Source organism: Protofrankia sp. BMG5.30, assembly GCF_001983005.1.
Lineage (GTDB): Bacteria > Actinomycetota > Actinomycetes > Frankiales > Frankiaceae > Protofrankia > Protofrankia coriariae.
Window position 1 is genome coordinate 1 of the sequence record NZ_MOME01000046.1, and the last position, 22,045, is coordinate 22,045.

Here is a 22,045-nt window from a genome sequence, read left to right on the forward strand (position 1 = left end):
CGGAAATACGGCGGGTGTTGTGCTCGACGAACGCGATCGAGTCGCTCAACGCCCGCTACCGCCGGGCGGTCCGCGCCCGCGGGCATTTCCCGAGCGACCAGGCCGCGTTGAAATGCCTGTATCTTGTGACCCGCAGCCTGGATCCGACCGGGACCGGCCGCGCCCGGTGGGCTGTCCGGTGGAAACCCGTGATCGACGCGATGGCAATCACGTTTAGTGACCGCTGGCCGTCCGCTGAGACCTACTGATCAAATCCGCCGGAAACACTGATCACGAGACACTCCCCAATCCGCGCGGATCTTCCTCGACCCCCGGGTCGGTGATGCCGGCGTCGGCGGCGTAGATGTCTCAAAGCGTCGATGTGTTGATGTGTCGATGGTTCACGATCGTCTGCGTGGGACGCACGATGGTGTACGGGTACGTCTACGTACCCGTACCCTGGGGGAAGTCGTGAAGCGTGAAGGAGGAGCCCGGTGGCCGATGCCAACGTGCGGATTCCCGTGGATGCCCGGGATCGGCTGGCCGCGGTGGCGGCGGCCGAGGGGCTGTCCCTGCGTGCCTATCTGGCCCGGCTGGCCGCCACGGTGCTGACCCCGGCCGAGCGGGCGGCCCGGGCCGAGCGGGCGCGGGTGGCGTTGCAGGCGTGGAACGGCTATGACCCGACCGAGGAGGAGGCCGCGCGGCTGGATGCCGAGTTGGACCGGCGGCTGGGCCGGGCGGCGGCGCGGTGACGGACGCGCTGCACGTCGTCTTCGACGACGCGGCGATGGTCGCCGCCGGCTACGGCAACCGGCTGGCGTCCCGGTTGATCCACCGGGCCCACACCGAACCGGACTGGTTCCTCTACGCGCCGGCGTGCGCCCTGGTGGAGGCGGACCGGACCCGGCCCGGGACCGCCGAGCACATCGCCGCCCTGCCCGCGGTCACCGTGCTCGAGCTGGACCTGGTGGCCGCGCTCGCGGTCGCCCGCGACACCGGGTGGGCGGTGGCGCACACCCGCTATGYCGCCGCTCCCACCCCGGAGCGTCCTGACGGGGCGGTCGTCGCGACGGCGGCGCCGGACCGGTGGGCCGGTCAGCCGGTGCGCATCCTCGACCTAAGCCAGTGAGCGGTCGCCTACTTTTTCAAGATCTTTTGAGGTGGGTTTTGTCCGGGTTCTGGCGCACGGGAAGTGAACGTTCGCGGACACGGAGCCGGACGGTTCGTTTCCCCAGGGGGCCGGCGTAACGGAACTCGCGTACGCGCCTATGTAAAGCGCTTTACCGTTTCCGCTACGATCTTGGGGTGGCAAGGATCGGCTACGCCCGCGTTAGTACGCGCGGCCAGAGCGACGACACCCAGGTCGATGAACTCACCGCCTACGGGTGCGACAAGCTGTTCATCGACCGCGGCGTCTCCGGGAAGCTCGCCGAGCGCCCTKAGCTGGACAAGGCCCTCGCCTACCTCCGCGAGGGCGACGTGCTCATCATCACCCGCCTGTCCCGCGCGATGCGGTCGCTGCGGCACATGATCGAGCTGGCGGCCGAGCTGGCGGCCCGCGGCGTCGGGATGGTTGTGCTCAAGCAGCAGATCGACACCACCACCCCGCAGGGACGGCTGGTGTTCCACCTGCTCGCCGCAATCGACGAGTTCCAGCGGGAACTCATCGTGGAGGGCACCCGCGAGGGCCTGGAGGCCGCCCGGGCCCGCGGCCGGACCGGCGGCCAGAAGCCGAAGCTGCGGCCCCGCCAGGTGGACCTGGCCCGGTCGATGTACGCGGAGAAAGGCGACGACGGAAAGCGCCGCTACACAGTGCAGCAGATCGCCGATGAGTTCGGGGTCACCCGGCCCACGATCTACCGGACCCTGACGCCGAAGACACCGGCGAAGTGAGAAGTACCCCAGACCAGGACCGCCCGGTCGCTGTAAGCGGGGGGCACCGCAACCGGATGAACCGAGGTCCGGCTGCGCTATTAATCAGGTGAGTTGGCGGGAGTGACGGCGGCGGTGGCCGACCCTRTGGAACTGATGCTTGCCGACCTGACAGGTCGCTACGCCGGGACGCCTGCCCCGGAGGCTTTCACTAGGCTCTACGCCGACGATGCCCGGTTCGGTCATGTCTTCGCCAGCCTTCACCAGCGGCTGAACGAGCACTTCAGCTCGATCAACGACAGGGCGAAGAGCACAAGGCACTACTGGGCCGAGTCGAGCCGGCAAATGCTGGCGCTGATCGAAGAGCTAGACGACGCGCTCGGCTGCTTGAAGACCGCCGGCTTCGAGGTGGTTTTCGCCGACGGCTACCGCACGGCCATCGACCGCTGCACCCCGTGGCTCTCCCCGAGCGGCGGCAGCGCCGTGCCCGAGGACTTCGAACAGATCCGACTCATCAAGTTCGAGCCGGTCTTCGCCAGGCCGKAGACGACTGCCAGGCTCAAGGCCCGCCGTGCGACGCCCCCGCTGAAGATGGTCGGCGAAGGGTCGTACGCCATCGTGTACTCCTTCACCGACCCCGACTACGGCATCCGGTTCGCGGTCAAGCGCGCGAAGAAGGACCTCGACGAGCGCGACCTCCACCGGTTCAAGTGGGAGTTCGAGGTCCTGAAGGGGCTGAAGCACCCGTACATCGTCGAGGTCTACCGGTACGACGAGGACCGCAACGAGTACATGATGGAGTACTGCGACGAGACGCTCCGCTCTTACATCGCCAGGCGCAACGGCGAGCTACGGCCCGACGCGCGCAAGAGGATCGCTCTTCAGTTCCTCTACGGCATCAACTACATCCACTACAAGAACCTGCTCCACCGGGACGTCAGCCTCCAGAACGTCATGCTCAAGGTGTACGGCGACGGCGCGGTGCTGGTGAAGCTCTCCGACTTCGGCCTGGTCAAGGACCACGCCTCGGATTTCACGCGGACGAGCACGCAGATGCGCGGCACGATCCGGGACCCGTCGCTGAGCAGCTTCAAGGACTATGGCGTTCCCAACGAGGTCTACTCCCTCGGCTTCGTGCTCTCCTACATCTTCACCGGCAGGGAAGCATTGAAGACCACCAACGATGAGGTGGGCAGGATCGTCCAGAAGTGCGCGGCGAACGACACGTCGCAGCGTTACCAGCGAGTCGCCGAACTCATCACCGACGTCGAGCGACTGGTGGTACCGGCGACTGGCTCTCCTGCCTGATCAGCCATCAGGCCACCGAGACGCTGTCCAGCCCCCGTCGATGGGGGATGACCTGAGACCACCGGCGATGCCTCCATAGCCAGTCTGGTCGTGGCTGACCTCCTGACCCACCCTGCCATCTACCAGGGCCGGTCACATCGATATCCGCCCGATTTTCGGCGGAAACTACGGCGACCCCTAGAGAACGCGCACCCGAGCGGCGCGGAGCCCACCGGATCGGCTTTAGAGAACAGGGAGACGGTTCCGGAGTCGAGCCGGCCCGGCCGCCGCGCGGTCGCGCTCTCCGAGTCCTACACCGTGGTCCTCACCGCCTACACGACGGCGCTGGCCCGTGCGCCGGTCTCCGCGCAGACCCGGCGCACCTACGCCTCCAAGGTCCGCCAGTACCTGGCCTGGCTCGCCGACACCACGCTTGATGGCGACCCGCTGACGGAGAAGGCCGCCCGCGACTGGGCCGTCCGCGACTACCGCGCCCACCTGCAGAACGTCACCAAGCGCGCCCCGCGCACGGTGAACAACGCCCTCGCCGCCGTCGACGACTTCTACACCCGCACCGGACTCGGTCCCGCCACCGCGGCCCGCGCCCCTCTACCCCGCACCGCACCCCGCGCGCTGACCCGCAAGGCCGCGGTGCGGTTCCTACGCGAAGTCGAGCGCTGGCCCTCGCCCCGCGACGCCGCCCTCGCCCTCACCCCGTTCTATGCCGGCACCCGCATCGCCGAAACCGTCGGCCTCGACATCGACGACGTCGCCCTGTCCGCCCGCAGAGGCAGCGTGCGTATCCACGGCAAAGGCGACCAGGTCCGCCAGGTCCCCATCCACCCGCCGCTGCGCGCCGCGTTCACCGGCTGGCTCAGCGAACGCGCGGACTGGCCCGGCGCCGAGGGCCCCGCACTGTTCCTCAACCAGCAGGGCGGCCGGCTGTCCACCGCCGGCGCCCACACCATCATCACCACCATCGCCGCAGCCGCCGGCCTCGATGAGAAGACCACCGCCCACGTCCTACGCCACACCTTCGCCACCAGCCTCGTCCGCGGCGGCACCGACCTCGTCACCGTCGCCGAACTCCTCGGCCACACCCGCCTCGAAACCGTCCGGATCTACACCCAACCCACCGAAGACGACAAGATCCGCGCCCTCGACCACCTCATCACCGATGAGTAACACTCCGCCGCATGATCGCCATGGCGGCTTCCGGCCGTATTCCGGTCGCCCCCGACGTGCGCCCGTCAACCCCGTCACAAATCATCTGGACGATGGGCCCGGCGGCGCCTCGGCCGGGCGCGGCGGCTGGTCCGGGCGGAGCTCACCGGTGCCGGGGGCGGTGGGCGGGTAGGTTGATCGTATGCGCTGGTTGCTCATCGATCTTGGTCTGGTTCTGCTGACGTTCGTTCTGCTCGCCACGTTGGCGTGGCGGCTGTGGGGGAAGGTCGGGCAGGTCAACCAGGAGGCCGCCGAGCTGCGCGGCCGGCTGTCCACACTCACCGAGGAGACCGCCGCGCTCGCGGCCCGGCTGGACGCCGTCGAGGTGACCGCGCGGCTGAACGAACGGATCCCGGCCTGACACCCACCGGAATCCCGACGTTACGGGCGGTACTCCAGCCCTGCTGGCGAGGGTTCGGCGTCTCCGCCGGAGTTCTTCTCGGCGCTGTCGGCCACCATGACGAGTACCGGTGACGAGTAACCGGTGACGGGCACATCGGCACCGCCTCGGCGGAAGYGCTCACGGCCCGCTGGCAGCGGTCTCTAGAATGGTGTTGGCAACGTCCGGGAATGGCGCGTCGCCCGGTTCAACGCCGTGTTCCACACCGGCCGGGTGGCCCGACGGTCGCACCAGGTTGATGCGCGCCAGACCGCGGCCGGTACCGTGGCGTCGTACGGCGTTCCAGCAGGTGAGGGCGGCTCCGCCGGCGGCATCGGGTGCCACGTCGTGGCCTGAGGCGTCGCCCGCCTGTCATGYGGTGTACATGTGACCGCCGTCTGACGGGGCAAGGCTGGCCGACGTAGCATCAAACACGCCCCGGTCGACGGGCCGGGCACCGGAGCAAAGGACGCATGCCATGCCCAACCTCGGTACCCCCGAGCTTCTGATTATTGCGTTCGTCGTCATCCTGCTGTTCGGTTCCAGGAAGCTGCCCGACGCCGCGCGTTCGCTCGGGCGCTCACTGCGGATCTTCAAGGCGGAGACCAAGGGGCTCAGCCAGGACGAGCAGGCCCAGGCCGCCGCTCCCTCGGCCGCCGTGCCGCAGCCGCAGCCCCAGCAGCCCCAGGCGCAGCCGGCACYGCGGCCCATCGAGGCCGGCCAGCCGTCCGTCGCCTCGCAGCCGGCGTCGAGCGGCGTCAACGGCGTCGCGGGCGACAGCACCCGGGGCTGACCGGGTCGAAGACCATCAACCGCCTTTCCCACGAGCAGGAGTAGCCGGTCCGTGCCCGCGTTTCCCACGCCACGGCGGATAGCGCAGGCGATGCAGTTCCGCCGTACCAGGACGGTCGAGGACAGCCGGATGTCGCTCACCGAGCACCTGCGGGAGCTGCGTGACCGGCTGGTGAAAGCACTCGTCGCGCTCGCCGTCGCCGCGGCGGTCTGTTTCTACTTCGAGCCGCACATCTTCAACTTCCTCAAGGAGCCCTACTGCTCCCTGCCCGCGGACGTCCGCTCCGGTGTCGACGGGCAGTGTCAGCTGGCATTCTTCGGCATCCTCGACGCCTTCATGATCCGGCTGAAGATCTCGATGATCGCAGGGGCGGTCTTCTCCTCGCCCGTCTGGCTCTACCAGCTCTGGTCGTTCATCACGCCGGGCCTGCACCGGCACGAACGCCGCTGGTCACTGACGTTCGTCGGCTGTTCGCTGGTCCTGTTCACCCTCGGCGCCTTCTTCGCCTACCTGACCCTGAGCACGGGGCTGGAGCTCCTGCTCGGATTCAGCGGGGACGGGCTCGTCAGCGTCCTCGACGTCAACAAGTACCTCAGCTACGTCATCGCCATGCTGCTCGTGTTCGGGCTGTCCTTCGAGATCCCGCTGCTGGTGGCGATGCTCAACCTGGCGGGCGTGGTCAGTACCGCCAAACTGCGCTCGTGGCGGCRCGCCGAGATCTTCCTCGTCTTCGTCTTCGCCGCGATCGTGACACCGAGCCAGGACCCGTTCACCATGATCGCCCTCGGCCTGCCGATGGTCGTGCTGTACGAGGTCGCCCTCGTGATCGGATGGGCYAACGACAGGCGCAAGGCCCGCCACGGCGACACCTCGCCCTACGCCGGCCTCGACGACGACGAGGCGTCACCGCTGGACCTCGACCTGCCGCATCCGGTGGCGGGAGAACCAGCAAGGCCCACGGCGTCCGCCGACCCGGTGGGTACCGCCGTCGGCGCGACCGGCGCTCCGGGCTCCTCGCCGAACGCCACCCACATCGACATCACCTGACATCGCCTGGCATCTCTGATATCACTTAGCGTAACTTAATGCCGTCCGGCATCGCCTGACGGCACCTGACGGCATCACCCGACATGATCATTCAGTCCATCCGAGCGGGCGTCCAGCTCGGTCCGCCGGCCATGTCAAAGCCGACCAGGCTCGGTGAACATCCGCCCGGCAACGGCCCGGCGGCGTGGGCGTAGGCTGACGAAGTGTCCACCGCGCCGGCGGGCCCGCCGTCCGGGCCCGGGGCTTTTCCCGCGGCCATACCCACGGCTCTGACCGACTTCATGGGCGGTTATCCCTTCGGTCTCGACCCCTTCCAGATCGAGGCGTGCACCGCGCTCGACGCCGGTGAGGGCGTCCTGGTCGCGGCGCCCACCGGGGCCGGTAAGACGGTCGTCGGCGAGTTCGCCGCCCATCTCGCGCTCGCCCGCGGGCAGCGCTGCTTCTACACGACCCCGATCAAGGCGCTGTCGAACCAGAAGTACACCGATCTCGTCGCCCGCCACGGCGCTGACGCGGTCGGCCTGCTCACCGGCGACACCACCCGCAACCCGGACGCGCCGGTGATCGTCATGACCACCGAGGTCCTGCGCAACATGCTCTACGCGCAGCCCGCCGGGCGGGAACGGCTCGACCTGCTCGCCTTCGTCGTCATGGACGAGGTGCACTACCTCGCCGACCGGCAGCGCGGAGCCGTCTGGGAAGAGGTGATCATTCACCTGCCGGCGTATGTCCAGCTGGTGTCGCTGTCGGCGACGGTGAGCAACGCGGAGGAGTTCGCGGAATGGCTGATCACCGTCCGCGGCCACACCCGGGTCGTCGTCTCCGAGCACCGCCCGGTGCCGCTGTGGCAGCACGTGCTGGCCGACCGGCAGCTGCACGACCTGTTCGTCGCCGGCCCGCTCGCCCCCGACGGCGCCCCGCACACCCAGCGGGACGCGGCGACCCCCGAGACGCCCGCCGCCGCGCGTCCCCGGATCAACCCGGATCTGATCCGCCTGTCCCGGCAGGACAGCCGCCGCCCACCGCGGCCGCGTGGCCGGGGCGGGGCCGTCGCCGCACCGCGCGAGCGGCCCTGGGTGCCCAGCCGGCCCGAGGTCGTCCGCCATCTCGACCGCGCCGGGCTGCTCCCGGCGATCACCTTCGTGTTCAGCCGGGCGGGCTGTGAGGCCGCGGTGCTCGCCTGCGTGCGCGCCGGCCTGCGGCTGACCACGACGGAGGAGCGGCAGACCATCCGCGAGCACGTACGCGCCCGTACCGCGAGCATCCCCGCGGACGACCTGCGCGTACTCGGCTACTGGGAGTGGCTGGACGGTCTTGAGTGCGGCATCGCCGCGCACCACGCCGGGATGCTGCCCACGTTCAAGGAAGTGGTCGAGGAGCTGTTCGTCCGCGGCCTCGTGCGTGCCGTGTTCGCCACCGAGACCCTGGCACTCGGCATCAACATGCCGGCGCGCACGGTCGTCCTGGAGCGGCTGAACAAGTTCAACGGCGAGACCCGCGCCGACATCACCCCGGGTGAGTACACCCAGTTCACCGGGCGGGCCGGGCGGCGCGGCATCGACATCGAGGGGCACGCGGTCGTGCTGTGGCAGCCCGGTCTCGACCCGGTGGCCCTGGCGGGGCTGGCGTCGGCCCGCACCTATCCGCTCCGATCGTCGTTCCGGCCGTCGTACAACATGGCGGTCAATCTCGTCGGGCGACTCGGGCGGACCGAGGCCCGGAGTGTTCTTGAGTCGTCCTTCGCACAGTTCCAGGYCGACCGCGCGGTCGTCGGCCTGGCCCGGCAGGTCCGCCGCAACAACGGCGCGCTCGCCGAGCTGGCCGCCGAGCTGACCTGCGAGCAGGGCCCGGTCAGCGAGTACGCGCGCCTGCGCGAGGAGATCCGCGCCCGCGAGGCGGAGCTGTCCCGGGAGGGCGCCAACCGTCGCCGCGCCGAAGCGCTCGAGGCGCTGTCCCGGCTACGGGTCGGGGATGTCGTGCGCGTCCCGGCCGGCCGGCGCAGCGGCCTGGCAGTCGTGCTCGACCCCGGGGTGAACGGCTACGGCGACGACGGTCCGCGCCCGGTCGTCCTGACGGTGGACAGGCAGGTCCGCCGGCTGTCCACGGTCGACTTCCCGGTGGCCGTCGAGGCGCTGGGCCGCGTGCGGGTGCCGCGGACGTTCAACCCGCGCTCACCGCAGTCGCGCCGTGACCTGGCATCGTCGCTGCGTCAGATCGACGTCCCGCCCGAGCAGGGGCGGCGGGCCCGCGCCCGGGCCGCCGCCGCGGACGACGCCGAACTCGCCCGGCTGCGCCGCGTGCTGCGCGCCCATCCCGTGCACGGCTGCCCGGACCGGGACGCGCACCTGCGCGTCATGGACCGCCACGCGAAGCTGCGCCGGGAGACCGACACCCTGCAGCGACGCATCGAGAACCGCACGAACACCGTCGCGAAGATCTTCGACCGGGTGTGCGCGGCCCTGGAAACGTTGGACTACCTGCGAGGTGACACCGTCACCGACGTCGGCGCCCTGCTCAGCCGCGTCTACACCGAGCAGGACCTGCTCGTCGCCGAATGCCTGCGCGACGGCGTGTGGGAGGGGCTGTCACCGGCCGCGCTCGCCGCGGCGGTCTCCACGCTCGTCTACGAGCCCCGCGGCGAGGAGACGGCGGCGACGAAGACACCCGGCGACCCCGGGCTGCGGGACGCGCTTACGGCCACGGCCCGCATCGCAGGCCGGCTGCGCGACGTCGAGGCCGCCCACGGGCTGGACTTCCTGCGCCCGCCCGAGCCCGGGTTCGCCTGGGTGGCGTTCGGCTGGGCGTCCGGACAGTCACTGGAGAAGGTCCTGACCGACTCCGGTCTGGACCTCACCGCCGGTGACTTCGTCCGCTGGATGCGTCAGCTCATCGACCTGCTCGACCAGATCGTCCAGGTCGCCCCGGAGGGTTCGACCGTGCGGGGTACCGCCCGAGCGGGGCTCGACGCCGTCCGCCGCGGCGTCGTCGCCTACGCCATGTCGATATAACTTCCCGCGGCGGGGCGGAATCCCCGTCGTCGCTTTCAGGAACCAGCCGCACACGCCGCTTTCAGACGCCGTTTTCACGTGTCATTTCACATGTCATTTTTCATGTTTCATTTCATGTGTCACCGAAGCGGACCGGGAGCTCGAGGAGACCGCGGAAGGACGACGCCGCGGGCAGCCACCGAAGGTTCTCCGGCGCCACCTCGAGCGCCAGGTTGGGCAACCTGCGCAACAGTGTGCCGAGGGCGGTCCGCGCCTCCATCCGGGCCAGCGACACACCCAGACAGTAGTGGACGCCGTACCCGAAGGCCATGTGCGGATTGTCCGTCCGGTCGACGTGCAGACCGTCGGGGTCGGTGAAATGCGCCGGGTCATGGTTCGCCGCGTTGAGGACGACGGTGACGATCGAGCCCTTCGGAATACGCACCCCGCTGTACTCGACATCCTCCGTCGCCAGCCGGAAGCTCGCCACCGGGACCGATCCGTTGAACCGGAGAAGCTCCTCGATCGCGCCCGGCAGGAGGTCCGGGTTCCTCGTCACCAGGTCGAGCTGGTCCGGGTTCGTCAGCAGCGCGGTGACCGCGTTCCCGATGAAGTCGGCCGTTGTCTGGTGGCCGGCGAACAACAGCAGGAAGGCGGTCGAAACCAGCTCCTCCTCGGAGAGTTTCCCGCCGCCGTCACGGGCCGCGATCAACGCGCTGATCAGGTCGTCGCCGGGCCGGTCGCGCTTGTTCCCGACCAGCTTGGTCAGATAGGCGTACAGATTCTGCTGCGCCTCCTGGATGGCGGCCCGGTCCTCCTCGTTGCTGCGCCCGGCCGTGCCCTGGGTGCGGATGACCTGCGTGCCGCTGAAGAACTGCTCACGGTCCTCGACCGGGACGCCGAGCAGCTCACAGATGACGTTCATCGGCAGCGGCAGGGCGAACTCGCTGATCAGCTCGGCCCGGCCGGCGGGCACGATCGGGTCCAGCAGGTCGTCCACGACCTGTTGGACGCGCGGGGCCAGCGCATCGATACGGCGCGGGGTGAACGCCTGGGAGACCAGGCGGCGCAGCCGGCTGTGTTCCGGCGGGTCCGCGTTGAGCATGTTCCGGTTCAACGCGACCGACTTCTCCCCGAAGACCTGCAGGTAGAGATCCCCGGCCCGGTCGATGTCCTTGCTCAGCCGCGGATCGGAGAGCACTGCCCTCGCGTCGGCGTACCGGGTGACCATCCAGGTCTCGAACCTGGGCGTCCGCACCCGGCAGACCGGCGCGTTCTCCCGCAGCCGGGCGTACGTCGGATACGGGTCGAGACGGAACTCCGGGGTGAAAAGCTCGGCCGCGGGAACCGCCTGCGTGACTTCACTCATACTGGATTCCTTCTGCTGGATGCTTCCACCCGTGAAATCGAGGGCGAAAACGGCTGCTGTCACGACCGTTCAGTCCCTCGGTCGCGTGATTCGGCCGTGTTCGACGCACGCGCGCACGTCACAGCATCGACAGTATGAGACCGGAGCCGCCTGCGCCCGTCGACGATGAGCGCGACGAAAATAACGGTGAAAACTATTTMTCAACCGTCAGAGCGGAATCAGGCGGACGCCGGGGCCGCATAGTCGGGCCATGTCATCCAGATCGGATGTGATCATGGCTACTGGCCCTCGCTGACGCAGCGCCATTTCTGCGACCATGGCGTCGATGGCGTACTTGTGCCCATGTAGATTCGCGGCCCGCAGCAGTGCCGACGCGGCTCGTGCGGCATCCCTGGTGAGGGATTCCACCTGGACGCGAGAGAGGATCCAGGTCATGCGCGCCGCGTCTGTCTTGGGGTGTGTCGCTTCGATGATGGTTGCGGCGCAGGTCCTGACCCTCCATTCCATGCGCTGTGCCTCGTCCAGGACGACCATGACCCTTCGCCGCCCCTCGACGAAGCCGGACAGTCCCGCGCAGTCAAGAACAAGGGTCCCCTGTGTAGCTGAGACTTTCACGCAGCGTCGTGCTCCTGCGCAACCGTGCCGGTGAGYGCTTCATGCGCCCAGGCCCGCTCGTCGTCCGTGAACGCGCCGTGCTCTTCCTGGTAGACACGGATGTCCTCGGCGAGGAGTTCGCGGCGAATACGGTCCTCGATCATCTTTGCGACGAAGCCGGAGAACTCGCGTTTACCGATCAGCTCACGTACGGCGTCAGCGGTCCCCTGAGGAAGGGACAGGCTCAACCGAGTAGAAGGGCCTTCACCCAGCGGGTATTCATGGATACTCATATGGGTACTGTAACATTTCTGCTGTTACGACAGCGGCGTCGTCACGTCCGATCGGTTCACCGGGCCGGGCGCATACACCGGCATCCGGACGAAGGTGGGCTGTATGTCGACCTCGCAGCGCAGGCTGTTCGCGATGTAGCACTCCTGGTGGGCCAGCTCCACCAGGCGGTGCAGCCGCTCGAGCGGGACGTCCCCGGCAACCACGATCCGTGGCCGCAGCAGGATGCGGCTCAGRCCCGTCCGCCGCCCGTGCGGCATGACCGCCTCCGCGTCGTCGGAGTAGTCACGGACGTCCACCCGCGCCCGGGCCGCCACCGCCAGGAAGGACAGCAGCTGGCAGGACGCCGCCGCGAGCAGCAGGAGCTGTTCGGGGTTGGGATGCTCGGGTGAGCCGCGGAAGGCGGGGTCCGCGCTGAGCGGGACGCCCGCGGGCGCGGGCGGGCATTCGCCGTGATGCCCCCGGTCGTACCCCTCGTAGCCGGCGGCCGTCGAGCCCTCCCAGCGGCAGCGGGCCTGGTAGCGGTGCTGCCCGTGCGGATCCACCCGACCTCCCGACAAGAGGGGAAAGACCTCCGCCGCCACCTGGCGGGCGCGGCCCGGACCACCCGCCCTTCCGTGCCGTGCCAGGTGGTGTCCGTGCCAGGTGGCGCGGCCTGAGACCGCCAGTGTGTCAGTTCCGCCTGATGGGCGGAGCACGCTCCGACGGCCACGGCGATGACGGGACCCGGCCGGCCGCACGGCCGGCGTGTCGCTCATCGACGAAGGCTGGTGATCTCTCGGCTGTCGTCAGGCGGTTGCCGGAGCCGGCGCGGCCCGCCAGCCGGCGGCGCCCACGGGTGCCGCGCCCAGCGGCGGCTCGCCGTCCGCGATCCGTTGCCGGTCGCGTCGGGCGACCTCCTGGCGCAGCAGCGGGATGAGTTCACGGCCGATCGCGACGGTGTCGTCGTAGACGTCGAAGCCGGTGAGCAGCAGCGTGCTGACTCCGATGTCGATGTACTCCAGCAGCGCCTCGACGATCGTGTCCGGCGTGCCGACCAGTGTGATCTTGTTGCCACCGTAGCCGGTCGCGGCGGCCAGCGCTGTCCACAGCACCTTGCCGTGGCGCTCGCCGCGCCGAGYCGCCTCCAGTTGGCGTTGGAAGCTGACCGGGGGCGCCTCCTTCGGCTGTCCGTCGAGCTCCTTGGGCCCTCCGAAGCGCGCCAGCCGTTGCCTGACGGTGAGCAGGATCCGCTCCGCCTGCTCCCACGCGAGCTTCTCGGTCGCACCGATGATCACACGGAACGACACGCTGATGCGCGGGCTCTGGCTGCGGCCGGCGGCGTCGGCAGCCGCCCGCACGTTTTGGATCTCCTCGGCGATCTGGTCAAGCGGCTGGCCGAAGAACGCGTAGACGTCGGTCTCGGCGCCACCGACCCGGTACGCGTCCGGTGAGGAGCCGGTGAAGAAGATCGGGATGCGTGGCCGCTGGTACGTCGGCGCCGGCTCGCCGCCGCGTATGCGGTAGAAGCGGCCGTCATGGTCGAAGGGCCGCTCGGCGGTCCACGCTTGTTTGAGGACCCGCAGGTACTCGCCGCTGCGGTCGTAGCGGCTGGGCTTGTCGAGGAAGTCCCCGTCGCGGCGCTGTTCGGCCTCGATACCGCCGGAGATGGTGTGCAGCGCGATACGCCCGCCGGTGATCTCGTCGAGCGTCGCGAACTGCCGCGCGGTAACGGTCGGCTGGGTGAAGCCGGGCCGATGGGCGATCAGGAAGCCGAGCCGTTCGGTGTGGGCGGCCGCGTAGGTGGTCACGTAGAGCGGGTCGGGTATCACCGAGGTCAGTGTGACGAGGACGCGATCGTAGTCGGCCTTCTCGGTGGCGCGGACGAGGCGGCGCAGGAAGGCGCGGTCGATCGGCGGGCCGCCCGGGTGTATCTCCGTTGCCTGGTTGGTAAGCAGCGGGCCGATGATCTCAATAGGCATGATGGTCGGGAGCTCCCAGGTCGTGACGGACGGTCAGGCAACGGCGCGCTGGATGTTGGAGGCGTCCGCCAGCGCGCGCGTGTAGGGGTGGCGTGCTTCGCCTGCCAGCAGGCCGGCGGTGGTGATCTGTTCGACGATCCGCCCGTCGCGGAAGACGGCAAGGCGCTCGCAGAGCTCGCAGACGACGGCGATGTCGTGGCTGACGAACAGCAGGGAGAGCCCGGTCCGCTCGCGCAGCGAGCGCAGGAGCGCGACGATCTCCGCCTGGGTCCTGACGTCAAGACCGCTGGTGGGCTCGTCGGCGATCAGCAGATCCGGCTCGCAGCTGATCGCGAGCGCGAGCATGACGCGCTGCTGCATGCCGCCGGAGAGCTGGGTGGGGATCTGGCCGTAGACGCGTTCGGGATCGCGTAGCTCGACAGCGCGCAGCAGCTCGAGCGCGCGGCGACGCGCGGCGGGCCGTGAGTGGCCGCCCCTGACGCGCAGCACCTCGGTCAGTTGGCGGCCGACGCTCAGGGACGGGTTGAGGTAGGCCGCCGGGTCCTGGAAGACGGCTCCGATGCGCGTGCCGTACAGCGCGCGCCAGTCACGCGCCGTGTAGGTGGTCAGATCGTTGTGGTCGAGCACGAGGCGGCCGCCCCCGATCGTGCAGCCGGGTGGCAGCGCGCCGAGCAGCGCGCGGCAGGTCAGGGTCTTGCCGCTGCCCGATTCGCCCACGAGTCCGAGCGCCTCGCCGCTGCCCAGCGTGAGGTCCACACCGTGGACCGCCTCCCGTGGCCCGTCGGCGCCGGGGACCGTGATGCGCAGGCCGGTGACGGTCAGCAGCGAGGGAGCGGCCGGCCGCCGCGTGGTGATCTCCTGCGGCCGGACGGGCCCGCGGCCGGGGGACGGGCCGTCCGCCGCCACGCGCTCGGTGTGAGGCGCGAGCGGTTGGGCTGGCACGATCCGCGCGGGGTCCTCAGCCGCGGAAGCGGGCAATGCGCCGTCCCGGTCGTCGAAGCTGTCGGCCGCGACTGCTCCGGCTGCTCCGGCTGCTCCGGCTGTTTCGGCTGTTTCGGCTGTTTCGGCTGTTTCGGCTGTTTCGGCTGTTTCGGCTGTTTCGGCTGTTTCGGCTGCTCCATCGGTGTTGCCGGCCTCGCCGGGGCGGTGCGCGTGGCGCGCGAGGCCGTCGGTCAGCCCGTCGGCCAGCGCGCTGAGCGCCCAGACCGTCAGGCCGATCGTCAGCCCGGGCCAGACCGGCGCGAGCGGGTCGTCGGCAAGGTGCTCGACACTGTCGGCGAGCATCCCGCCCCAGGTCGGGTCGGGAGCCTGGACGCCCAGGCCGAGGAAGCCGAGGCTGGCGATGGCCAGAACGGCGAAGCCGGCGGAGGTGGTGGCCGCCACGGTGAGCGTCGGCAGCACCTTGCGGGCGATGTGGCGGCGCAGGATCCAGCCGCGCGAGGCGCCGGCGAGCAGCGCGGCCTCGACGTACTGCTCGCCGGCGAAGCCGAGCGTCTCCGCGCGCATGACGCGGAAGAAGCGCGGGGCGAGCAGCACACCGATCGCGATCACTACGCCCAGCTCACCGTCGGTGAACAGGCCCGCGACCGCGATCGCGAAGACGATCGGAGGAAGCGTCATCAGGGCGTCGGTGAGGCGCAGCAGCCCGAACTGCGCGCCACGTCCGGCAAAGGGGGAGAGGATCCCCGGCAGCGCGCCGAGCGCGAGGCCGACCCCGACCATCGCGAGCGCGTCGCGTATCGACGGCGCCGTGCCGGCGAGCAGGCGGCTGAGCACGTCACGGCCGAGGTAGTCGGTGCCCAGCGGATACCCACCGGTGCCCGGCGGCGCGAACAGCTTCGCCTGCTGCGCGCGCGGGTCGTGCGGGGCCAGCGTTTCGCCGAGCACCGTGACGGCCGCGAGCACGATGAGTATCGCCCCCGCGACGCGGGCGGGCACGGCGGCGAACACACGCGCGGCCGTTGCCGTCGCCGTCATCGCGTGCCCCGCGTCGCGGGCCGCAGCCAGCCGAGGAACGCGTCGACGGCGAGGTTGCACGACAGGACGAGGACGATCGAGACGACGAGAACCCCCTGGATGACGGGAATGTCATGGCTTTGCGCGCCGCTGAGCGCGTACTGCCCCAGGCCGGGCAGCCCGAAGATCGCCTCGGCGATGACCGCCCCGCCGAGCAGCGTCGGGATCGCCAGCCCGAGCGTTGCGATGGCCGGGGCGGCGGCGTTGCGCAGGATGTGCCCGAACAGGATCCGCGGCGTGGACAGGCCGCGGACCCGCGCGCCCAGGACGTAGTGCGCACCGAACGCGGCAAGCAGCGAGGTGCGCAGCTGGCGGGCGACCTGGGCGGCCACGGCCAGGCCGAGCGAGCCGCCGGGCAGCAGCACGTGCAGCAGCCACTGGCCTGGATCCTCGGTCAGCGGCACGTAGCCGCCGGAGGGCAGCCAGCCGAGCGTCAGCGAGAAGAGCGAGACGAACATGATCGCCAGCCAGAACTCGGGGATCGTGGTCGCCGCCGCCGCCAGCACGGTGATCGCCCGGTCGGTGATGCCGCCCTGGCGGAGCGCGGCAAGAATGCCCGCGGCGAAGCCCGCGAGAACCGCGACGACGACCGCCACCAGGGTGATAGAGGCATCGACCGGCAGCCGTTCGCCGATGCTCTTCGTCACCGACAGGCCGCTGAAGTACGACTTCCCGAGATCGCCCCGCACCGCATGGCCCAACCAGGAGAGGTACTGCTCGGGAAAGGACCTGTCCAGGCCCCAGGAGGCGTTGAGCCGTGTTACCTCCTCGGGCGTGGCACGATCGCCCAGCTTCTGGGCGGCAGGGTTACCGCTGGCCAGGTACGTCATGAGGAAGACGAGGAACGTGCTGATCAGCGCCACCGGCAGCGCGCCGAGCAGGAGTGTGCGGGCCCAGCGCCGGGCCCGCACACCCGCGACGTGTCGTCGCCGCGTCTGCCGTCCACGGCCCGTGTCGGCCGTGGACGGCGTCGTCGTTGTTGTCGTCGTTGTCATCGAGAGCGCCGGTGCGGCCTCAGCTCGCGAGCCGCACGCCCTCCAGACGGGTGAAGACGACGTAGGGCCGCAGACCGCTGACGTTCGCGGTGTGGGCCAGGACCGTCGGACGGGTGAACAGATAGGTGATCGCGCTCTCGCGCGCGGCCAGCGCCGTCGCCGCCTGCAGCGCCCCGGGGTACTGCGGGCTGTCGAGCGGATAGCTGGCCGCCTCGGCGAGCAACTGCGTGAGCCGGGGGCTCGCCTTGTGGCCGACGTTGAGCTGGCCGTCCTTGCTGTACTGCTGGACGAGCAGCTGCAGGGGCGACTCACGGCCGAGTTGGACGGCGGGTGTGAACGGAAGCTCGTGTTTGATGACCACGCGGTCGGCGAACTGCGTCACCGGCAGCACCTGCAGCTCGGCCCTGATGCCGACGGCGGCGAGCTGGGCCTGAAGCTGCTCGGTCAGGCCCTTGTAGCCGATGAGGTCGACGTAGGTGATCGGCGGCAGCGTGATGCCGTTGGGGTAGCCCGCCTGCGCCAGCAGGCTCCTAGCCTTCGCTGGATCGTAAGGATAGAGGTTGGCCACCTCCTCGCTGTAGCCGACGGTGCCCTTGGGGAAGGRCTGGAAGGTGGGCTCGCCGATGCCTCCGCTCTGCGCGGCGATCAGCGCTCTGCGGTCGATCGCGGTGTTGATCGCCTCGATCAGGGTGTGGTTGTCGAACGGCGGGATCGAGTCGTTGATCAGAAGCGAGCTCGCCGCCAGGCTCGGGAACTGCGTGACCTTCAGCCCCGCGCGCTCCACGGCCTTGACTCCGCCACCGGTGATGTTGGCCAGGTCGAGCTCGCCGCTCTGCAGACCGGCCAGGATCACCTGCGCGTCGGTGAGGTACTTCAGCTCCACGCCGGCGAGATGGATGTTCGCCGCGTTCCAGTAGTCGGGGTTGCGCACCAGTGACGACGATCCGTCGGGCACGAACTTCGTCAGCCGGAACGCCCCGGAGCCGACCGGCGTGGTCGCCAGCCGGGCGATGTCGCCCGCCAGCGCCGTCGGGCTGACGATCATTCCGGCCTTGCCGCCGAGGACCAGCACGAGCTGGTAGTCCGGGCGGGTGAGCTGCAGCCGCACGGTCAACGGGTCGACGACGTCGACCGACGCGATGCCCGTCAGCAGCGGCACCAGCACGGAGTCCTTCTGCGTCTTCCCGCGTTCCAGGTTCACCTTCACGGCCTGCGCGTCGAACGCCGCGCCGTCGGTGAAGGTGACGTGGTCACGCAACTTCAGCGTGAGCGTGCGGCCGTCCTCGGAGTAGTTCCAGGCGGTGGCCAGGCCCGGCGTGGGCTGGCCCTGCTCGTCGAGCCGGATCAGGGAGTCGTAGACGAGGCCCAGGATCGGGGTCTCGATCGCCGCCCCCGACGTCACCGGATCCCAGCCGAGGTTGGCATACACCGCCCAGCGCAGCGTCCCCCCGACGGCGGGACCGTTTGCGGGGGTGCCGGTGGTGTCGTCGTCGCCCGAGCCGCAGCCGGCGCCGGTGGCCGCGAGCGCCAGGCCGAGCAGGATGACCAGGGCGACGCGGCGCCACGAACGAACCGCGGCGCTCATGCCCCGGCTCCGTGGGTCACGCGCTCGCCCGCGCCCGCGCCGGCGTGCTCGCGTACCTGGGTGATCAGGTCGCGTACGCGCTGGTCGAGCTCGTAGCCGTCGAGTACCAGCGCGCTCGCGCCGGCGTCGACATGATCGAGCAGGGTCTGGACGTTCGTGTCGGGTGTCACCGTGACGGTCACGCCGGTCGCGGTGTGCCGATGCCCCTCTGTCACACCGGTCACACCGGTCGCATCGTGACCGTGCTCGACGGCCGGATGTGTGTCAGCGCTCCCGGCACCCGCGTGCCGGGGCGGCGCGGGCAGCAGATGGACGTCGGCTTCCTGCTCGGCGAGCTGGGCGACGTCCGCCCCCGACCCGCCGATGTAGAGCGGGATGTGATGACGCAGCGGGGAGATGTGGTTGACGTAGTGCTGGACGCGATAGAAGCGTCCGTCGACGTCGACGGGCTCATGTGCCGCCCAGGCCTGCTTGAGGAGCTGGAGGTACTCGCGGTCGCGGGCGAGCGCGTCCTGTTCGGGCACGAAGTCGCCGTCACGACGTCGTTCGTGCTCTGATGTGCCGACGAGCGCGAGAACCGCGACGCGCCCGTCGCTGAACCGGTCGAGCGTGGACAGGGCGCGCGCGGCCACCGTCGGCTGTGTCAGGCCTGGCTGGTGCGCGATCAGCAGGCCGAGCCGCTCGGTCTGCAACGCCGCGTAGGCGGCGACCTGGTGACTGTCCGGCACCGACGGGCCGGTCGGCACCAGCACACGGTCGAAACCGGCGTCCTCATGGGCGTGGGCAAGGCGTCGCACCGCGTCAGGCTGCGCGCGGGGGCGATCGCCGCCAGCCGCGGAGTGGTCCTGGATGGACAACACTCCGATCAGCTCAACGGGCATCGTGGGATCTCTCGGTCGGGGTGACAGGGGTGAGTGCGGCGCGACCGGCCGCGGTGAGAACGGAATCGGTCTGAGGCGTGTGCACCGGGCCGCACAGCGCGTCACGGTGGTGACGTTGTAACGGGTGGTGGCGGGCCAGGCCGGCGTCACCGACGGCATCGAGCGCACGGTCGGTCGCTGCCAGCACCGCGCGCGTGACGACGGCCTTGACCAGAGTGGCCCGGGCGGACGCGCGCTCGGCCTCGGTGCCGCCGTGCTCGCCCGCGGCGGCCAGCTCGCGTGTCAGTGTCTCGGCGATCAGCAGCTCCGCCTCGATCTCGCCGACGATGGCCTGCACCCGCGGCAGCGTCGCCAACGAGACGCCGAGACTGGCCGGCACGTGCTCGCGCAGGTATGTCGTCAGCGCCGTGCGGGTGGCACGACCGACGCCCACGTAGATCGCCGCCAGCAGCGCCACGCCCCACACGACGAACGTGCCGCTGCGAAACGGCTGCTCACGGTCGGCCGGAGCGAGCCCGACGACACGATGCGGTGGGACCACGACGTCGTGCAGGATGACGTCGTGGCTGGCGGTGGCGCGCAGGCCGACGTGGTCCCAGGTCTCGCGGATCTCGATCCCGGGCGTGTCGGCGCGCACGAAGAACGCCCCGGTGAGCGGCCCGCTCTCGCCCTGCGCCGACGCCCAGACGACGAGCCAGCGCAGCCCGACACTGCCGGTGCAGAACGTCTTGTGGMCCGACAGGCGCCAGGCCGGCGTGCCGTCGGCGCCTGTGACACGGACGGCCGTGGTCGCGGGCCGGCCACCGCGCGCCGCGGAGCCCAGGTCCGGCTCGACGGACAGCGCGTTGATCAGAGCTGGCCCGGCGAGCGTCTCGGCGACGATCTCGTCGCGCAGCTCGTCCGGCCACACGTCGACCGGCTCCGACACGAGCTGCAACTGCAGCAGGTGCATGACCCACACCAACGCCGTGGACGGGTCGACGGCACCGATCCGCGCCACCGCCTCGGTGACCGTGGGCAGCGTGGCCCCGGAGCCGCCGAGCCGCGATGCGAGCGTCAGGTTGCCAAGTCCCGCCCGCCACAGGGCCTCGACGCTGGCCGGGCGAAAGCGGCCGTCACGGTCGGCCGCTGCCGCCTCCGGGGCGATCACCTGCGCGACCGCGTCCGCGGCGGCCAGGATCGCCGCCGGATCATCACCTGCCAGCACCGGGACGGTCACGCCCGCCGCAGCCATGGGGAACCCTTCCTCCGGCACATGCCAGGCCGGTCCGCGATACGACCAGGTCGACACGACCGGGTGCTGTGACGGCGCCCTGAGAGGCGCCTCAATCTCGGCTGCGGTGTCCGGTCGGTGTCCGCGGGCCCGCGTTCGTCAGCGGGCGCACGGCACCGAGCCGATCGGCGGGCGTCGTCGTCCGGTTCCGCTCGCCGCTGAAGGTCCGCCCCCGTAACCGGRCGTGATATGGCTGGACAGCTGCGGCCCCGTCGTGGCCGGGCTCGGTTTCAATACTCACAGAACTCCGATGCTTACAGAGCTGTAATAATTATGGGAAGATCCGTCCGGCCAGGTCCGCAGAGTGCCGCCCCAGTTTTAATGATCATCGGCCGTCCGGACGACACACACTCTGACGTCGGCTTCTAAAGAGATTCTTGAGTCTGGACAGTCAGATCGCGGGTGATCCTCGCCAGTGCGGAACGAGCGGCCGAGCGTAGCCGTCACCGTCGAACAGCGAGATCCCGCGAGCCCGGACAGCGGTATTTGTAAAATTTACAAAACAGCAACCAATGGACGGCCGTGAATGGCGTCCACGCCGCCCGACCGACCCGCCGGCGTCCCGGCGCTTCACGGCGACGGTCATTCCGATGAGCGTCCGACGCCCTTGCTGGTTACTAAGTGTAACTAGTGAAGCTGGATGATCATAAAGTGATCTTGAAGATCAAGGCAGAACCAAGGGGAGGGGTGAGCTCGGGCAAGCGCAGGGACCCTTACCCGGAGGACAACCACTGTCAAACCAGCGACCCAACGCGCCCAGCGGTTGTTCCTCGGGCGGCCGGACGATCCGTTTGGTCGGATCAGTGGGCCAGATCGTCGAGGTGCTGGCGCAGGACGGCGCGGATGCCGGCTGGTGTGATGCCGGGCGGGTCGGCGATGCCCTGCACGGCCAGGCCGTCCAGGAGCGCGTGCAGCCGGGCCGTCTCCACCTCGGGATCCCGGCGGGTGGCGAGGCGGCCGAGGTCGCCGAGCTGGCGGACGACAGTCCGCACGACATGGCGGATCAGCCTGTCGATCTCGCGCCGCTGTTCGCGCAGGTCCGCTCCGAGGTGCGCGTTACCGACCATCGCGAGCCATGCCTCGGACTCGACCCGCCGGTTCGCGTCGAGGGGCAGCAACTGCTCGAGAATCCCCATGGGCGCGGCCGGCGTGACAGCGCCGCCGCGGGCTGCGTCGAGCGCGTCGAACCGCCGCCGGACCTGACCGACCGCCCACTCGACCGCGAATACGATCATGTCGCCGCTGGTGGCGAAGTAGTGCCGTAGCGCCCCGGGCGACCAGCCCGCCTCCCGCGCCACCGTCCGGACYGACACGGCGGGGAAGCCGTCGCGCAGCGCCACCCRCCACACCGCGCCGGCGAGCTCCTCACGGCGGGCCTCGTGATCGACAACCTTCGGCACGGACCCATAATGGCACGGCCGTGCTAAATTATTTTTATGACACGGCTGTATGAAAACGGTGCGTCTGCTTCGGCGGTCCCGGTGAGCGCCGCGGTGGGTCTACCTCCTCGTG

Annotated in this window: 21 protein-coding genes; 10 read left to right on the top strand and 11 right to left on the bottom strand. The window is 70.0% G+C overall.

What is annotated here, in order from left to right; all coding sequences use genetic code 11:
• From BL254_RS20830 to BL254_RS20880, 10 genes are all read left to right on the top strand, one after another.
• The coding region (locus BL254_RS20830) for a transposase (RefSeq protein ID WP_139342426.1) at nucleotides 1-248 on the top strand (248 nt) is incomplete at its 5' end.
• 225 nt (nucleotides 249-473) lie between these two features.
• Entirely contained in the window at nucleotides 474-731 is a 258-nt protein-coding gene (locus BL254_RS20835) for a hypothetical protein (protein WP_047224258.1), read from the top strand.
• Entirely contained in the window at nucleotides 728-1,108 is a 381-nt protein-coding gene (locus tag BL254_RS20840; RefSeq protein ID WP_175648437.1) for a hypothetical protein, read from the top strand. The genes BL254_RS20835 and BL254_RS20840 overlap by 4 nt, the downstream gene beginning before the upstream one ends.
• Before the next feature lie 176 nt (nucleotides 1,109-1,284).
• Complete coding sequence (locus BL254_RS20845; protein WP_076844691.1) at nucleotides 1,285-1,872, top strand: recombinase family protein; 588 nt, start codon at nucleotides 1,285-1,287, stop codon at nucleotides 1,870-1,872.
• Nucleotides 1,873-1,974: 102 nt separating this feature from the next.
• Nucleotides 1,975-3,159, top strand: coding sequence for a protein kinase family protein (locus BL254_RS20850; RefSeq protein ID WP_217699337.1), 1,185 nt, complete (start codon nucleotides 1,975-1,977; stop codon nucleotides 3,157-3,159).
• A gap of 90 nt (nucleotides 3,160-3,249) precedes the next feature.
• Nucleotides 3,250-4,323: a tyrosine-type recombinase/integrase gene (locus BL254_RS20855; RefSeq protein WP_200902491.1), complete on the top strand. Its 1,074-nt coding sequence runs from the start codon at nucleotides 3,250-3,252 to the stop codon at nucleotides 4,321-4,323.
• Nucleotides 4,324-4,504: 181 nt separating this feature from the next.
• Nucleotides 4,505-4,723, top strand: a complete 219-nt coding sequence (locus BL254_RS20860) for a hypothetical protein (RefSeq protein WP_047224255.1) — start codon at nucleotides 4,505-4,507, stop codon at nucleotides 4,721-4,723.
• Nucleotides 4,724-5,219: 496 nt separating this feature from the next.
• On the top strand, nucleotides 5,220-5,534 hold the full coding sequence (tatA, locus tag BL254_RS20870; protein WP_076844695.1) for a Sec-independent protein translocase subunit TatA: 315 nt from the start codon (nucleotides 5,220-5,222) through the stop codon (nucleotides 5,532-5,534).
• A 51-nt stretch (nucleotides 5,535-5,585) separates the two neighbouring features.
• Nucleotides 5,586-6,581: a twin-arginine translocase subunit TatC gene (gene tatC, locus BL254_RS20875; RefSeq protein ID WP_076844698.1), complete on the top strand. Its 996-nt coding sequence runs from the start codon at nucleotides 5,586-5,588 to the stop codon at nucleotides 6,579-6,581.
• 281 nt (nucleotides 6,582-6,862) lie between these two features.
• Nucleotides 6,863-9,589 (top strand): RNA helicase, encoded by a 2,727-nt coding sequence (locus BL254_RS20880; protein WP_217699339.1) that lies wholly within the window; start codon nucleotides 6,863-6,865, stop codon nucleotides 9,587-9,589.
• 112 nt (nucleotides 9,590-9,701) lie between these two features.
• Here BL254_RS20880 and BL254_RS20885 read toward each other — a convergent pair whose 3' ends face one another.
• The 11 genes from BL254_RS20885 to BL254_RS20945 form a co-directional block, all read right to left on the bottom strand.
• Entirely contained in the window at nucleotides 9,702-10,937 is a 1,236-nt protein-coding gene (locus BL254_RS20885) for a cytochrome P450 (protein ID WP_047224252.1), read from the bottom strand.
• A 207-nt stretch (nucleotides 10,938-11,144) separates the two neighbouring features.
• The gene (locus BL254_RS20890; protein ID WP_200902490.1) at nucleotides 11,145-11,471 is read right to left on the bottom strand and encodes a DNA-binding protein; all 327 of its coding nucleotides are present in this window, start codon (nucleotides 11,469-11,471) and stop codon (nucleotides 11,145-11,147) included.
• A 77-nt stretch (nucleotides 11,472-11,548) separates the two neighbouring features.
• Nucleotides 11,549-11,824: a hypothetical protein gene (locus BL254_RS20895; RefSeq protein ID WP_047224250.1), complete on the bottom strand. Its 276-nt coding sequence runs from the start codon at nucleotides 11,822-11,824 to the stop codon at nucleotides 11,549-11,551.
• Nucleotides 11,825-11,848: 24 nt separating this feature from the next.
• Nucleotides 11,849-12,367 carry an OsmC family protein gene (locus tag BL254_RS20900; protein ID WP_047224249.1) on the bottom strand — a complete coding sequence of 173 codons (519 nt, stop codon included), beginning with the start codon at nucleotides 12,365-12,367 and terminating at the stop codon, nucleotides 11,849-11,851.
• A 243-nt stretch (nucleotides 12,368-12,610) separates the two neighbouring features.
• A complete protein-coding gene (locus BL254_RS20905; RefSeq protein ID WP_076844702.1) occupies nucleotides 12,611-13,783 on the bottom strand; it encodes an LLM class flavin-dependent oxidoreductase in 1,173 nt (390 codons plus the stop codon).
• A gap of 33 nt (nucleotides 13,784-13,816) precedes the next feature.
• The gene (locus BL254_RS25390) at nucleotides 13,817-15,760 is read right to left on the bottom strand and encodes a dipeptide/oligopeptide/nickel ABC transporter permease/ATP-binding protein (RefSeq protein WP_083731268.1); all 1,944 of its coding nucleotides are present in this window, start codon (nucleotides 15,758-15,760) and stop codon (nucleotides 13,817-13,819) included.
• On the bottom strand, nucleotides 15,757-16,794 hold the full coding sequence (locus tag BL254_RS20925) for an ABC transporter permease (RefSeq protein ID WP_052914810.1): 1,038 nt from the start codon (nucleotides 16,792-16,794) through the stop codon (nucleotides 15,757-15,759). Before BL254_RS20925 ends, BL254_RS25390 begins: the two co-directional genes overlap by 4 nt.
• Nucleotides 16,795-16,813: 19 nt before the next feature.
• A complete protein-coding gene (locus tag BL254_RS20930) occupies nucleotides 16,814-18,379 on the bottom strand; it encodes an ABC transporter substrate-binding protein (RefSeq protein WP_076844705.1) in 1,566 nt (521 codons plus the stop codon).
• Nucleotides 18,376-19,260, bottom strand: coding sequence for an LLM class flavin-dependent oxidoreductase (locus BL254_RS20935; RefSeq protein ID WP_052914809.1), 885 nt, complete (start codon nucleotides 19,258-19,260; stop codon nucleotides 18,376-18,378). Before BL254_RS20935 ends, BL254_RS20930 begins: the two co-directional genes overlap by 4 nt.
• On the bottom strand, nucleotides 19,250-20,494 hold the full coding sequence (locus BL254_RS20940) for an acyl-CoA dehydrogenase family protein (RefSeq protein WP_083731270.1): 1,245 nt from the start codon (nucleotides 20,492-20,494) through the stop codon (nucleotides 19,250-19,252). Before BL254_RS20940 ends, BL254_RS20935 begins: the two co-directional genes overlap by 11 nt.
• An 839-nt stretch (nucleotides 20,495-21,333) precedes the next feature.
• On the bottom strand, nucleotides 21,334-21,933 hold the full coding sequence (locus BL254_RS20945) for a TetR/AcrR family transcriptional regulator (protein ID WP_076844707.1): 600 nt from the start codon (nucleotides 21,931-21,933) through the stop codon (nucleotides 21,334-21,336).
• Nucleotides 21,934-22,045 lie beyond the last annotated feature (112 nt).

Excerpts from the sequence above, each read along its gene's own strand:
- BL254_RS20860 (WP_047224255.1), top strand. The coding sequence starts at position 4,505 with ATGCGCTGGTTGCTCATCGATCTTGGTCTGGTTCTGCTGACGTTCGTT.
- BL254_RS20885 (WP_047224252.1), bottom strand. The coding sequence starts at position 10,937 with ATGAGTGAAGTCACGCAGGCGGTTCCCGCGGCCGAGCTTTTCACCCCG.
- BL254_RS20890 (WP_200902490.1), bottom strand. The coding sequence starts at position 11,471 with ATGGTCGTCCTGGACGAGGCACAGCGCATGGAATGGAGGGTCAGGACC.
- BL254_RS25390 (WP_083731268.1), bottom strand. The coding sequence starts at position 15,760 with ATGACGGCGACGGCAACGGCCGCGCGTGTGTTCGCCGCCGTGCCCGCC.
- BL254_RS20925 (WP_052914810.1), bottom strand. The coding sequence starts at position 16,794 with ATGACAACGACGACAACAACGACGACGCCGTCCACGGCCGACACGGGC.
- BL254_RS20935 (WP_052914809.1), bottom strand. The coding sequence starts at position 19,260 with ATGCCCGTTGAGCTGATCGGAGTGTTGTCCATCCAGGACCACTCCGCG.